This window comes from Terriglobia bacterium, assembly GCA_020073495.1.
GTDB lineage: Bacteria > Acidobacteriota > Terriglobia > Terriglobales > Acidobacteriaceae > JAIQFD01.
On record JAIQFD010000004.1, the window covers coordinates 442,359 to 455,145 of the forward strand.

13 protein-coding genes are annotated in these 12,787 nt (G+C 63.6%); 4 read left to right on the forward strand and 9 right to left on the reverse strand.

The features are described from left to right. Positions 1 to 67: 67 nt before the first annotated feature. Positions 68 to 1,183: a site-2 protease family protein gene (locus tag LAN37_12380; protein MBZ5648008.1), complete on the forward strand. Its 1,116-nt coding sequence runs from the start codon at positions 68 to 70 to the stop codon at positions 1,181 to 1,183. On the opposite strand, the gene LAN37_12385 is transcribed toward LAN37_12380, so the two are convergent. From LAN37_12385 to LAN37_12400, 4 genes are all read right to left on the reverse strand, one after another. Continuing rightward, a complete protein-coding gene (locus tag LAN37_12385; GenBank protein ID MBZ5648009.1) occupies positions 1,180 to 1,755 on the reverse strand; it encodes a hypothetical protein in 576 nt (191 codons plus the stop codon). The genes LAN37_12380 and LAN37_12385 overlap by 4 nt on opposite strands. Further along, a complete protein-coding gene (locus LAN37_12390) occupies positions 1,755 to 2,300 on the reverse strand; it encodes a hypothetical protein (GenBank protein ID MBZ5648010.1) in 546 nt (181 codons plus the stop codon). The genes LAN37_12385 and LAN37_12390 overlap by 1 nt, the downstream gene beginning before the upstream one ends. A 78-nt stretch (positions 2,301 to 2,378) precedes the next feature. Then, on the reverse strand, positions 2,379 to 3,968 hold the full coding sequence (gene serA, locus LAN37_12395; protein ID MBZ5648011.1) for a phosphoglycerate dehydrogenase: 1,590 nt from the start codon (positions 3,966 to 3,968) through the stop codon (positions 2,379 to 2,381). A gap of 156 nt (positions 3,969 to 4,124) precedes the next feature. Beyond that, entirely contained in the window at positions 4,125 to 5,318 is a 1,194-nt protein-coding gene (locus LAN37_12400; protein ID MBZ5648012.1) for an alanine--glyoxylate aminotransferase family protein, read from the reverse strand. A 110-nt stretch (positions 5,319 to 5,428) separates the two neighbouring features. On the opposite strand from LAN37_12400, the gene LAN37_12405 reads away from it, so the two are divergent. Together LAN37_12405 and rnhA are read left to right on the forward strand one after the other, a co-directional pair. Beyond that, positions 5,429 to 5,884, forward strand: a complete 456-nt coding sequence (locus LAN37_12405) for a GatB/YqeY domain-containing protein (protein ID MBZ5648013.1) — start codon at positions 5,429 to 5,431, stop codon at positions 5,882 to 5,884. Positions 5,885 to 5,891: 7 nt separating this feature from the next. Further along, the gene (gene rnhA, locus LAN37_12410) at positions 5,892 to 6,380 is read left to right on the forward strand and encodes a ribonuclease HI (GenBank protein ID MBZ5648014.1); all 489 of its coding nucleotides are present in this window, start codon (positions 5,892 to 5,894) and stop codon (positions 6,378 to 6,380) included. On the opposite strand, the gene LAN37_12415 is transcribed toward rnhA, so the two are convergent. The 5 genes from LAN37_12415 to LAN37_12435 all read right to left on the reverse strand — a co-directional run bounded on the left by LAN37_12415 (position 6,377) and on the right by LAN37_12435 (position 9,349). Next, complete coding sequence (locus LAN37_12415; GenBank protein MBZ5648015.1) at positions 6,377 to 7,132, reverse strand: metallophosphatase family protein; 756 nt, start codon at positions 7,130 to 7,132, stop codon at positions 6,377 to 6,379. The two genes, rnhA and LAN37_12415, sit on opposite strands and share 4 nt — an antisense overlap. A 99-nt stretch (positions 7,133 to 7,231) precedes the next feature. After that, positions 7,232 to 8,254 (reverse strand): ABC transporter ATP-binding protein, encoded by a 1,023-nt coding sequence (locus LAN37_12420; GenBank protein MBZ5648016.1) that lies wholly within the window; start codon positions 8,252 to 8,254, stop codon positions 7,232 to 7,234. Positions 8,255 to 8,350: 96 nt separating this feature from the next. Then, positions 8,351 to 8,548: a hypothetical protein gene (locus tag LAN37_12425; GenBank protein ID MBZ5648017.1), complete on the reverse strand. Its 198-nt coding sequence runs from the start codon at positions 8,546 to 8,548 to the stop codon at positions 8,351 to 8,353. A gap of 94 nt (positions 8,549 to 8,642) precedes the next feature. Continuing rightward, positions 8,643 to 8,918 carry a hypothetical protein gene (locus LAN37_12430; protein ID MBZ5648018.1) on the reverse strand — a complete coding sequence of 92 codons (276 nt, stop codon included), beginning with the start codon at positions 8,916 to 8,918 and terminating at the stop codon, positions 8,643 to 8,645. A gap of 77 nt (positions 8,919 to 8,995) precedes the next feature. Beyond that, a complete protein-coding gene (locus tag LAN37_12435) occupies positions 8,996 to 9,349 on the reverse strand; it encodes a PilZ domain-containing protein (protein ID MBZ5648019.1) in 354 nt (117 codons plus the stop codon). An 856-nt stretch (positions 9,350 to 10,205) separates the two neighbouring features. On the opposite strand from LAN37_12435, the gene LAN37_12440 reads away from it, so the two are divergent. Next, positions 10,206 to 12,782: a protein kinase gene (locus LAN37_12440; protein ID MBZ5648020.1), complete on the forward strand. Its 2,577-nt coding sequence runs from the start codon at positions 10,206 to 10,208 to the stop codon at positions 12,780 to 12,782. The last annotated feature ends 5 nt before the right edge of the window (positions 12,783 to 12,787 follow it).

Sequence of the window (12,787 nt, forward strand, 5' to 3'; positions counted from 1 at the left end):
AACTGCCGTTTCTGGCGCGGCGTCTAATCAGTTATACAATCGAGAAGGGAGAGAAACGCAGCCAAGCATGAGAAGTTGGTCCATTCCGGCGGGACAGCTTTTCGGAGTCGAGATCCGCATCCACCTCACGTTCTTTTTCCTGCTTTTCTTCGTGTGGATGACGGAGTCGGTGACCAAGGGCGGGCCTGGGCCGATACGCGGCCTGGCGCTGGTGGGGATCATCTTCGGGTCGGTGATCGCGCACGAACTGGCACACGCGCTGGTGGCGATGCGCAGCGGGATACCGGTGCGTGCCATCACGCTGCTGCCCATCGGCGGGGTGACACAAATGGACGAATCGGCGGGGCCGCGCGGGCTCGATCCGGCGCGCGAGATACGCATCTCGCTGGCGGGGCCGCTGATGAACCTGCTGCTGGCGGCGGGAGCGGCGACCTTCGTCCTTGCCTTGTATCCGCAGGCCAAGCTTCTGGGATCCCCCCTGGTGCACTCCTCGAATCTGCTGCGCAGCCTGGTGTGGGGGAACGTGTTCCTGGCCGGGTTCAACCTGCTGCCGGCGTATCCCATGGACGGCGGGCACGTGCTGCGAGCGGTCCTGGCGCGCCACATGGATTACCTGCAGGCGACGCGGCGCTCGGTATTCATCGGCCAGGGATTCGCCATGGTCTTCATGTTCCTGGGATTCGTGTGGAACGTGTGGTTCACGCTGACCGGCTTCTTCCTGTTCGTGGCGGCGCAATTGGAAGAGCGCAGCATGGTCTTCCAGTCGATCCTGGAAAACGTGCGCATGGAAGACGTGATGCTGACCGACTTCGCCACGCTCTCGCCGGCGGACACGCTGGAGGACGCGCTGGCCAAGGCGGTGCACACCCTGCAGGACGACTTTCCCGTGATCCGCGGCAGCGACATGGTGGGCGTGGTCTCGAAACAGAAGATGCTGGAGGCCCTGCGGGGCAGTGGTAACGGCTACGTGCAGTCGGTGATGAACCGCGCCTTCGAGGTGGCCCAGCGGAACGAGACGCTGGCCTCGGCTTTCCGGAAGATCACGCAAAAGGGGATGACGCTGATCCCAGTGGTGGAGAACGACCACCTGGTCGGGATCGTGACGTTGCAGAACCTGATGCACAGCATGGGCTTGCTGGCGGAGACCAAGAAGCTCCGCTCAGCAGCCCAGCAGCGCGATTAGAAGATGTCGTTCACCATAGTGGCGATGTTCTTCGCCAGGTTAAGGGTCACGCGCAGGTTCTCGCCCAGGAAGTGCAGGTTTCCCGCGACGTCCTTCTCCAACAACGTGCTGCCGTTCTGGTCCTTTAGCTGCACGTGGACGTGGATAGAGCTGGCGCCAGACACGGTGGTCACCTGGCGCTGCCGCGCACTGCCTTCCTTGAACTGGTAGATGACAGGCTCCAGGATCACCAGGTCCGAAACGCTGTCGGCCCGCGTGTCGCCGTCGCGGTACACCTCCTTGAAGCGGCCGGTCTGCCGGATCTGCTCGATGGTGTTCTCGTACATGGCCATCTGGAACTGGGCCGGGACCTGGATGTCCTTGGGCTTGAAATCCTTGACCAGGATGGCCGACGCCCGGATCTTGATCTTGGTTTTGGCATTGGCGGGCGGCTTGGAGGACGACGAGCTCTTCGCATCGGCCGCGGTCTTGGGATCTGTCTTTTTTGCGGAATCCGCAGCCGGTTGCTGGGACTGCGCGGCGACGATCAGAGCGGCGAGCATCAGTGCGGCAAGGAAGAATGCGTGTTTCATTACTTGTCCTCCTTCTTGTCGGCGGCGGGCTCCATCTTCTGGTCGGACTTGTCCTTGGCTTCAGCGGGCTTGGGCTGTTCCAGGGGAGTGGTGCTCTTGGCGCCGGCTGCCAGCAGAGCCTTCTTCACCGGGGCAGCGTTGCCGGGCGCCATGCTGAAGATGGCTCCATGGAGGCCGCCGTTCTCGTCGCGGAAAGTGATCGTCAGGACGTCGAGCTTTTCACGGAAGAGGCTGAGGAAGCGGCCGCTGCCGTAAGGCGCCAGCATGGTCATGGTGCCAACCGGCCCGCCGAAGGTGCGCTTGCTGTCGGCGCCGATGGAGATGTCCTGGATCAAGCTGGCCTGGACCTCGGCGGTGGTGCCAGAAGACGAGGTGAACTGTAGCTTGCCGTCCTTTACGGACAGGGAGCCTTTGACATTGTGCTTGAGGTCTCCCATTCCAAGCACTTGGAGGACTTGCGTGGGTTTGGCTGCCTCCTGGGCGAACGCAACGCCGAGCCAGGCGCAAACGCAGAGTAGCAACGTCCATCGGAGTTGCCGATACATGTAGGTGCTCCTCATGTTGCTGGATTCAGGGGACGAAGTATGCCCGGTCAGAAGCGATTGGTCAAAGCAATTCGCGCGCTACAGCCGTATGGCCCTGGCCAGGGTGATGGCCTCGATCTTGCGCAGAGCGGCCAGCACGTTCTCCGGGACCCTGCTGTCCACATGGACCACGGACACCGCCTCGGGCGGGCGGCCGTGCTCGCGGCGGCCGAGCGAGAAGTTGGCGATGTTGATCTCGTGCTTGCCCAGGATGGTGCCGATCTTGCCGATGACGCCGGGCACGTCGCGGTTGCGCAGGTAGATGAGATTGCGCTCCAGCGGCGCCTCGATGTCGATGCCGTCGATGCCCAGCAGGCGCGGCGAGCGGCCGTGCAGCACGGCGCCGCTGGCCAGATGCTCCTCGTGCGTGCTGCGCAACAGGATGGAGAGCACGTTGCTCGCGCCCCCGTCGGGCACTTTTGCCTTCTTGACCTCGCCCCAGGCGATGCCGCGTTCGGTGGCGATGGAGGCAGCGTTCACCAGGTTCGCCGTCTCCGAGAGCATCTGGTTGAGGATGCCCTTTAGGCCCGCGTTGCGAATGAGATCGGTCTTCCACTCCGCGATGGGGCCGTTGTAGCGGATGGACACCTCCAGAAGATTGCCCTCGGTGGCCTGCGCCAGGAACGAGCCCAGACGCTCGGCGAGCACGATGTAGGGCTGCATCTGCGCGTACTCTTCCTCGGTGACCGAGGGCACGTTGACCGCGTTCTGGATGACTCCGTGCTTGAGGTACTCCTTCACCTGGACGGCGATCTGGTAGCCGACGGCGTCCTGGGCTTCGCGGGTCGAGCCGCCGATATGGGGCGTGGCGATCACGTTCTGGAGAGCGAGCAGGGGCGAATTCTTCGGAGGTTCCTCGGCGAAGACGTCGATGCCGAGGCCGGCGACGTGGCCGGACTTCAGCGCGTCGGCCAGCGCGGCCTCGTCCACCAGCTCGCCGCGGGCGCAGTTGACGATACGCACACCCTGCTTCATTTTCCTGATCGTCTTGGCGTCGATCATGTGGTTCGACTGCGGGGTGAGGGCGAGGTGGAGCGTGATGTAGTCCGCCGCCGCATAGAGTTCGTCGAGCGAGGCGAGGGTGGCGCCGGCGTCGTGCGCGATGGTGGTGGAGACGTAGGGGTCGTGGGCGAGGATTTTCATGTCGAAGGAGGCAGCGCGCTTCGCCACCTCGACACCGATCCGGCCCAGCCCGACGATGCCCAGGGTCTTGCCCCGGAGTTCGGTCCCTTGCAGCGATTTTTTCTCCCACTTCCCGGCGCGGGTCAGGGAGTCGGCGCGCGGCAGGTGGCGGGCGAGGGCCAGCATCATGCCCAGGGTGTGTTCGGCGACGGCCACGGCGTTGGCGCCGGGCGTGTTCATCACCGCGATGCCCTTCTTGGTGGCGGCCTCGAGGTCGATGTTGTCCACGCCCACCCCGGCGCGGCCGATCACGCGCAGTTGTTTGGCGTGGGAGAGCAGGGCGGCGTTGGCGTGCACAGCGGAGCGGACGATGAGGGCATCGGCGGTCTCCAGTTCCTGCGCCAGCCGTCCCTCGAGCTGGTCGTGCGTGACCACCGTCCAGCGCGACTCTTCCTTAAACAGGTCGACGGCCGCGGGAGCGATCTTCTCGGCGATGATGATCTTCATGGGAGGGGGAGATTGTAGCGCGAGTGCCGGGTCACCGAGCAGACGGACAATCACAGAGGCATGTGATGGCAGTTGCTCGACGGGCCAGTGCCGTGAGGGAGCCCGGCCGAGGGCGGCCGGGCTACAACTGCATTGGAATCGGCGCGACTTCTGCGGTTACCGGCTGGCGACCAGCGACTGCGGAGAGGCCGTGCGGATGTACACCTCCTGCGCAGCGCGCAGGCCGGCGCCCAATTCGAAGTGTTTCGGCGAGATGACCTTGGCCAGCACGTGTTCCAAGGCGCCAATGATGCCGATGGTGTCGAGGTAGTCGTAGAAGCCGAGGTGGGCGATGCGGAAGATCTTGCCCTTCATCTCCCCCTGCCCGTTGGCGACCACGGCGCCGAAGCGCTCCTTGAACTCCTTCACGATCGCGCCGGAATCGATATTGGCCGGGGGAACGATGGCGGTAAGGGCGTTGGAAGGAGCGTCGGCGGCGAACAGTTGCAGCTTCAGGGCGCGGGCGGCGGCGCGGGTCATCTCGGCGGCGACGTCGGCATTGTGGATGAGCGCGTCGCGTCCGGCGGCGAGGTCGCCGTTTCCGGCGGCGCGGATGTAGTCGAGGGCGGCGCCCAGCGCGGCCACCAGCGAAATGGCCGGCGTAAAGGCGGACTCGCCTTTTTCCCCGGCGGCGCGTTCCTTGCGCAGGTCAAAGTAGTAGCGCGGGTTCTTACTGGTCTCCATGGCCTTCCAGGCGCGGTCGCTGACGGCGCAGTAGGCCAGCCCGGGAGGGATCATGACCGCTTTCTGCGAGCCGCCGATGATGACGTCAATGCCCCAACCATCCACGTCGAACTCGGTGGTACCGAGGCCGGTGATGGCGTCCACCACGAGCAGGGCGCCGGCCTCGCGAACCAGGCGGGCGACCTGGGCTACGGGATGGCGCACGCCGGTGGAGCTTTCCGTGGCCTGCATGAAGACGACGCGGATGCCGGGTTCCAGCTTCGCGCGCACGGCTTCCAGAGAGATGGATTGCCCGTACTCGGCGGTGACGCGCTGCACGTCGCAGCCGTAAGCCTTGCCCAAGTCCCGCCAGCGTTCTCCGAACTTGCCCGCGGTCAGCACCAGCACCTTGTCCCCGGGCGAGGTCAGGTTGGCGACCGACGCCTCCATGGCGCCGGTGCCCGAGGAGGCCATGAGCACGACCGGATTGCGGGTCCCGATAAATATCTGGAGATCGGCGAGCACGCGCTGGTACAGAGTGCGGAAGTCCGCGGTGCGATGGTGCACGTCGGCTGCGGCCATGGCTTGGACGGCAGCCGGGAGCAAAGGCGTGGGGCCTGGAGTAAAAAGACGGGATTTACGAAGCATAAAGAGTCCTTCTAGTATCTGGCGCGAATCATATCTCTCCGATGGGTGGGAGGCAATCAAATCGGCCGCTGAGTACCGGCCGCTGCGTACCGGCATCTATAATCCCCGCCATGCCTATCCCCGAACAAGTGCAGAAAGACATGGTCGAGGCCATGAAGGGCAAGGAGGAGCTGAGGCTCTCTACCTTGCGCATGGTCAAGGCAGCGCTGAAGAACAGAGAGATCGATAAGCGCGCGCCGCTGAACGACCAGGAAGCCATGGCCGTGCTGAACACCCTCATCAAGCAGCGCAAGGACTCGATCGAACAGTTCACCAAGGGCGGGCGGCAGGAACTGGCCGACAAGGAGGCCGCCGAGATCAAGATCATCGAGGGCTACCTGCCCAAGGCCGTCGGCGAGGAAGAGATCGCCTCGACGGTGCGCGCGGTAATCGCCGAGATGGGTTCGCCCAGCCTGAAAGACACGGGCACGGTCATGAAGAACGTGATGGCGAAGTTCGCCCAGTCGGGCGCGCGGGTGGACGGCAAGACTGTCAGCGAAACGGTCAAGAAGGAACTTTCCAAGTAGCCGCGGCATGAAGAGTGTGACCATCACCACCGACGGGGCCTGCATCGGCAACCCGGGTCCCGGGGGCTGGGCCTGCGTGCTCCGGTCCGGCGGCGTGACCGGCGAGATGTACGGCTGTGAGCCGCACACCACCAACAACCGCATGGAGCTGACCGCCGTCATTCGCGCGCTGGAAACCCTGACCGAGCCCTGCGCGGTCACCCTCAATACCGATTCCGAATACGTCCAGAAAGGCATTACGCAGTGGCTGCGCGGCTGGAAAGCGCACGACTGGACCCGCAAAGAAGGTTCGCGGCGCGTCCCCATCGCCAATCGGGAGCTCTGGCAGGAGCTGGACAATCTGATCGGCACGCATGAGATCGCGTGGAAGTGGGTCCGCGGCCACGCGAGCCACGCCGACAATATCCGCTGCGACCGGTTGGCCAACAAGGCGGGGCGGGAGCAGATCTCCTCGGGCGGGATGCATCACCTGAAACCCAGGAAAAGCGCGAACTAGCGGCCGTCGGCCAGGCGGGTGGCGAGGCGGTCGGGAAGCTTGGCGGCGAGGATGCGCTGCTGTGCGCCCTCGATGTTGTAGGGCACGCGGTGGAATGTGAAAGAGAAGCTCTCGGTGTCGAAGACGGCGAAACCGGCGCGGCGGTCGCCGTCGCGGGGCTGTCCCACCGAACCCGGATTCACCAGATATTTCATGCCGCGCTCGAGCTTCACCTCGTAAGTGTCGCGGGCGTCCTTGGAGCGGTACATGGGGCGCATCATCTCGAGCTGGTTCTCCTTTACCGAGAAGATGCACTGGATATGAGTGTGACCAAAGAAGGTAAGCGGGACGGTCGTGCGCATGAGCGGCTCGATGGCGTCGCGCAACACGATGATGTACTCATCCTCTTCGATAGGAGAGCCGTGGACAAGCTGCACCGCGGCGATGCCGTCCAATGGGATCGGTCCCCGGGGCAGGTTCTTGAGGAACTCGAGGTTTTCGGGGGAGAGCGCCTGCTTGGTCCAGAGGGCGGCGAGACCGGCGATGGGGTTGAAGCTCTCCACACCCATCACGCCGGTGCAGGCCTTGTCGTGATTGCCGCGGACGAACAGCCCGCCGAGCTTGCGCGAGCGGTCGGTGACTTCGTTGGGGCTGGCGCCGTAGCCGACGATGTCCCCCAGGTTCACCACTTTGTCGCAACTGGGCGCCACCTCCAGGCACGCTTCCAGGCCCTCGAGGTTCGAATGTATGTCGCTCAGCAGGAGTACACGCATTGATTTAGGGGTCGGCCCTCAGCCTTCGGGGTTTCGCCGGGGGAGGCGAGAAACGGAATGATAGACGAACGCCCGGAATTTCGCGACTGACCTTTGTGCCTAGCGGGATCGGGCTTTCTTGAGAGCCGACGGCTGCTGACTGATGACCACCGGGCAGCGGGCGTAGTGGCTGGGACCGACCTCCACCAGTGGCGGAAGTGCGTGGGCGCATTGCCGCTCGGCGAACTCGCAGCGCGGCACGAAGGGGCAGCCGGGCGGGAGCGCGGCGGGAGAGGGCACCACCCCCTCGATGGTGCGCAAGGGGACGGAGCGGTCGGTGCGCAGGGTGGGGACCGCGCCCAGCATGCCTCGAGTGTAGGGATGAACGGCGTGACGGAAGATGTCGCGTACCGAGCCTCTTTCCACGATCGAGCCGGCGTACATCACCGCGACCCGGTTCACCAGCTGCGATACCAGGCCGAGATCGTGCGAGATGAAGAGCAGCGACAGGTTAAACCTCTGGCGCAGCGCATTGAGCAGCCCGACGATCTGGGCCTGGACGGTCACGTCCAGCGCGGTGGTGGGCTCGTCCGCGATGAGCAGCTGCGGGCGGTTCACGATGGCCATCGCGATCATCACGCGCTGGCGCTGACCGCCGGAGAGCTGGTGCGGGTAGGCGCGGGCGCGGAGCTGGGGATCGCGGAAGCCGACGTCGCGCAACGCCTCCAGAGCCCGATCCCAGGCCACGGCCTTCTCCAGCGAGCGCCGGCCGAAGGTGGATGAACCGTGAGTCAGAACGGCCTCGGCCACCTGCTCACCCACGCGCATCACCGGATTGAGCGCGGTCATGGGCTCCTGGAAGATCATGCTGATCCGCTCCCCGCGAAAGGTGCGCATCTCATGTTCGGGAAGAGATAAGAGCGCGGTGTGGTCGAAGAGGATCTCGCCCGAAGTGCGAGCCTGGCGGGGCAACAGGCGCATGATGGCCAGCGCCGTGACGGATTTCCCGGAGCCGGACTCACCCACCAGGGCCAGGGATTCGCCCCGGCCGATATCGAACGAGACGTCGCGCACCGCAGGCAGAGCACCATTCCGTGCGACGAAATCGACGCTCAGGTTCTTGAGCCGGAGAAGGTCGGGCACGGCATTATCCTAGCAGCCGTGAGTGGCGGTCCGTGAGCGCGAGACGAAGAGAAAAAGCCCGGCCGCAGAGCGGTCGGGCCGGTTGTACCGTCGGTGTCACGCGAGTCCGAGAACCTTGCGGACACCGTACCAGGGGCAATCCGGGCGGTGCTGCTCGAGATCGTGGGGATCGCTGGACTCGATGCGGGCATTGCAGAAGCGACAGAGACCCATCTCGAAGTCCACTGCTCTGCGGTCATCGGAAACCAGTTCCATGACCAGGTCCATGACTTTTTCATCTGCCAAAGTTGCCATTAGCTGACTCCCGAGATTGCAGCTAAGCTGCGGTAAAGAATTGGAATGGAATGCGGTGGATACCGCGTGCAACGGAGTCGATTGGCCGTGGGGTCTAGCGGATCAGCGCGCACTCAAGCTCGAACAGCGGAACACCCGAGGTGAGGGCGTGGGTCACCTCATGCCTGAGCGCGGCAAACACGATACCTGCCGGCGGGCTGGCCAACGCAAAAAGCGCAGCCACGGGCACCAGCAGTTCGATGAGCGGGAGGTCCTGGAGGTCCTGCAAGTCCCATGCGGTCCCGTTCACCGCCGCATAGATAGCGATGGTGGACGGCAACAGGAACACCGCAACCGTGGCAATAACCATCAGCCCTGAGAGGACGCGCACGAACTGCCCCCTGAACTCCAGAGGTAGGAGACCCTAACTCCGGGGGAAAGCAAAGTCAACGGCTGTTCTGCGGTTGCTTAGGCGCTGACCAGCTTTTCCTGATTGCCGGTGAGGCGCTCAATCATGGCCAGAGTCCGGGCGAAGTCCGAAATCGGCAAGTTGACGAATTCCAGCCCCATCCTTTTGCCGTGGGTGTGGCGAACCACGGCGCGCAGGCTCAAAAGATCGGTTTTCGAATTGCGCGAACGGAAGCGGAGTACCAACTCCGTTCCCGCGGGGTATGCGGTCTCGCCGACGATCCCGATGCCGCCGGCACTAACGTCCACCAACTCGCCGGTGATGAGTTCGTCGTTGGTTCCGTAGCGAAGGGCGAGGTTTACCGGAATGCGCGGATTGGAGCGGCGGTCGGAGAGTGGTGAATTATCGCTCATGGCAATTCGTTAACACTAGAACAGTCCGAGTCATCCCGCAAATGACGTAAGTAACTGCAGTGGGTGGACTTACGGCGACCCGCATGGGGAAAGCGGTGCCATGCTTGGGAGCCCACGTGGTGAAGAGGCTGGGCGTGGCGGAAGTGTCGGGGCCCACGCAACAAGGCAATCGCCGGAGCCGCGCAAAGTGCGGTTTTGAATGCGATTTGCACAATCGGAAAATGCGCCAAGCCGCGTCAGCAGCGGCTCCCCATCGCTGTTGAAAACTGCTGCTGCACCACGGCAGTTGCATACGGCTGTGAATGAGCTGCACTCGATTGAAAACAAAGCAGATACAGTCCTACGAAAATCGTTGACTTAAGAATACAGGAGCGTAAAAGGACACTCGTTCTTTGACATTTCTTAAGTTTCTCCGGTTGGTGGTGAGTCCGGGGCTGAAGCCACAGTCACCGTCCACGCTCTCGAGGCGGATGGGACGGAGGGCAGGCGACGGTCTATAGCGAGCTGCTGGTCGAGGGGAACGAGAAACACGTCGAAGGCAAGATAGAGTCCCGAGGCGTTACCCGGTTTTTCCGGTTGGTGGTAAGCCCGGAGCCCGAGCTGAGGCGCAAGCTTCTTAATGATCGCGCCAGCGCGACCCGCAAGGAAGTGCTGGAGGCAGGTCGGCAAGGGTCTACAAGCGAGCTGCTGGTCGAGAGGAACAGGGTAACAGCACCTCGGGACTCTTAATTTGTTGACCTCCTACCTACGCGTACGATTCCCGAAATAGGCCCATAGCCGGGCGCCCAGCCGGTCTATAATCTGCGCCACACTCGGGGGCGACTCAGTCCTACCGCACCACGGCAACCAAGGAAGAATGGCACTCACAGCGGGCGCACGTCTGGGACCGTACGAGATTCAGGGCTCTATTGGCGCGGGGGGCATGGGCGAGGTGTACCGCGCCCTGGACACGCGGTTGAGCCGCGCCGTCGCGATCAAGATCCTTCCCTCCGATTTCTCCGCCGACGCCAGCCGCCTACAACGCTTTGCGCAGGAAGCGCAGCTGCTGAGCACGCTGAACCACCCCAACATCATGGCCGTGTACGACGTCGGCGAGCAGGACGGCATCCCCTACCTCGTCTCGGAACTGCTCGAAGGCGAAACCCTCCGGGAACGGATGGAGCGAGCGCCGCTTCCCCTGCGCAAGGCGGCCGAGTACGCAGTCCAGATGGCGCACGGGTTGGCGGCTGCGCACGAGAAGGGGATCATCCATCGCGACCTGAAACCGGAGAATGTCTTCATCACCACGGACGGAAGGATCAAGGTCCTGGATTTCGGTTTGGCGAAGGGGACGCGGCATGGGGCCGCCGCGGCCGGAGATGCGACCCAGGCCACGGTCGCAAGCCAACCGGGCCTGGTCCTGGGTACCGTCGGGTACATGTCCCCGGAGCAGGTTCGGGGCAAGCCCGCCGACGCGCGGTCAGACCTCTTCAGCTTCGGCACGGTGTTGTACGAAATGATTTGCGGGCAGCGCGCCTTTCACGGCGATTCCTCGGTCGAGGTGATGAATTCGATCCTGAAAGAGGACCCGCCCGAACTGGCGACCGCGGAACGGAAGGTGCCTCCGGCGCTGGAACGGATCATCCGTCGCTGCCTGGAAAAAAACCCGGAGGAGCGCTTTCAGTCGGCGCGCGACGTGGCCTTCGCGTTGGAAGCGATCTCGGGCACGAGTGAATCGAGTTCGGCGCAGCCTGCGCTGACGGCCGTGGTCCCAGGCCGTTGGCGAAAATTTGCCATGGTGTCAGCCCTTTTGGCCATTGCGTGCGCGCTCTCCTACGTCGTGGGATCGCGGACGAGTTCCACACCAGTCGCGGAAAACGTCACCTTTCGGCTGTTGACCTTCCGGCCGCAGGCGATCTTCCGGGTCGCGTTCGCCCCCGACAAGAAAGCGATCATCTTCAGCTCGGCGACCATGGGGAATGTGCCGGAGATCTTCACCCTGAGTCCGGAGTACCCGGAACCGCACTCGCTGGGACTGCACGATGTTCAGCTCCTGTCGGTGTCGTCGAAGGGAGAGATCGCACTGCTCACCAAGGCGCGCTACGTCGGGCATCGTCTGTTCAGCGGGACGTTGGCCCGGATGCCGATCGGCGGCGGCGCGCCGCGGGAGATATTAGAGGGTGTGCGAGAGGCGGATTTTGCTCCAGACGGAAGCGACTTGGCCATCATCCGCGACGTAGGCGGAAAGGACCGCCTCGAGTATCCCATCAGCCACGTCCTGGTCGAATACGGGGGCTACTTGAGCGACCTGCGCTTTTCGCCAAAGGGAGACAAGATCGCGTACATGCTGCATCCGTTCCGGTATGACGATCGGGGCGGCGTGGCGGTCGTCGATCTGGCCGGCAACGCGAAAGTGCTCTCCGACGGCTACTGGGGCGTCGAGGGCCTTGCGTGGTCGCGTTCGGGCGACGAGGTACTTTTCTCGGGCGGACGATCGTACAGCTCGTTCGTGGTACGCGGGGTCACGCTCTCCGGCAAGACACGCGTTGTCCGGGACAGTGCCGGCGGCTTGACGATTCACGACATCTCTGATGACGGGCGCTGGCTGGTGACGCGCGACGACATCCACCGCGAAGTGTTCGGCAATGGGCCGGACGTGAAGGGCGAGATCTCGCTGGCATTCCTGGATTACACCCAGCCGATTGCTCTGACACCCGATGGCCGCACCCTATTAATGACAGAGGAGAGCGGGATCTTCGGCGACTTCTACAGCGTGTGCATCCGTCAAACGGATGGCTCGCCTGTGGTGCGGCTGGGCGAGGGCTGGGCGGCAGATTTGTCCCCCGACGGAAAATGGGCACTCGCTCTGATCGCTCGCTCCCCGGATGAATTGTTCCTATATCCCACCGGGGCAGGCCTGGCGAAGAAGCTGTCACTGGGGGCGGTGAAAGACGTCAGCACGGCGTACTGGTTCGCCGACGGCCAGCGCATTCTGCTCTGCGGCACAGAAGCTGGACACGGTTCGCGATGCTACGTCCATGACCTCACAGCAGGTCCGCCACGCGCCGTCACTCCCGAAACCACGACCGATGGGATCCCGTCGAAAGATGGCAAGCTGGTGTTGGCGCAGGATTCAGATGGACGGTGGATTGAGTTGCCCGTCGCTGGAGGTCAGCCGCATCCGGTGACCTCGCTAAAGGCCGGTGACGGGGTGCTCCGCTGGCCCGGCACGCAATGGGTGTTGGTACGCGGACCAAAGTCGGATCTTCCGGTGCGGGTCGAGCGCGTGGACCTCGAAACCGGGAACCGGACTTTGGTACGCCAATTCGCTCCGGCAGACCTCACGGGCACAATGTCGAGCCAGTCGGTCGCCATCACGGATGACGCCAAGTGGTATGCGTACTCGATTCTGAAGCAAAACTCGACGCTGTTCGTGATCGAGCCAACCAAGTAACCGAA

Bases quoted from the DNA above. Each gene is read 5' to 3' on its own strand.
- LAN37_12380 (MBZ5648008.1), top strand. From the start codon at position 68: ATGAGAAGTTGGTCCATTCCGGCGGGACAGCTTTTCGGAGTCGAGATC.
- LAN37_12385 (MBZ5648009.1), bottom strand. From the start codon at position 1,755: ATGAAACACGCATTCTTCCTTGCCGCACTGATGCTCGCCGCTCTGATC.
- LAN37_12390 (MBZ5648010.1), bottom strand. From the start codon at position 2,300: ATGTATCGGCAACTCCGATGGACGTTGCTACTCTGCGTTTGCGCCTGG.
- serA (MBZ5648011.1), bottom strand. From the start codon at position 3,968: ATGAAGATCATCATCGCCGAGAAGATCGCTCCCGCGGCCGTCGACCTG.
- LAN37_12400 (MBZ5648012.1), bottom strand. From the start codon at position 5,318: ATGCTTCGTAAATCCCGTCTTTTTACTCCAGGCCCCACGCCTTTGCTC.
- LAN37_12405 (MBZ5648013.1), top strand. From the start codon at position 5,429: ATGCCTATCCCCGAACAAGTGCAGAAAGACATGGTCGAGGCCATGAAG.
- rnhA (MBZ5648014.1), top strand. From the start codon at position 5,892: ATGAAGAGTGTGACCATCACCACCGACGGGGCCTGCATCGGCAACCCG.
- LAN37_12415 (MBZ5648015.1), bottom strand. From the start codon at position 7,132: ATGCGTGTACTCCTGCTGAGCGACATACATTCGAACCTCGAGGGCCTG.
- LAN37_12425 (MBZ5648017.1), bottom strand. From the start codon at position 8,548: ATGGCAACTTTGGCAGATGAAAAAGTCATGGACCTGGTCATGGAACTG.
- LAN37_12435 (MBZ5648019.1), bottom strand. From the start codon at position 9,349: ATGAGCGATAATTCACCACTCTCCGACCGCCGCTCCAATCCGCGCATT.
- LAN37_12440 (MBZ5648020.1), top strand. From the start codon at position 10,206: ATGGCACTCACAGCGGGCGCACGTCTGGGACCGTACGAGATTCAGGGC.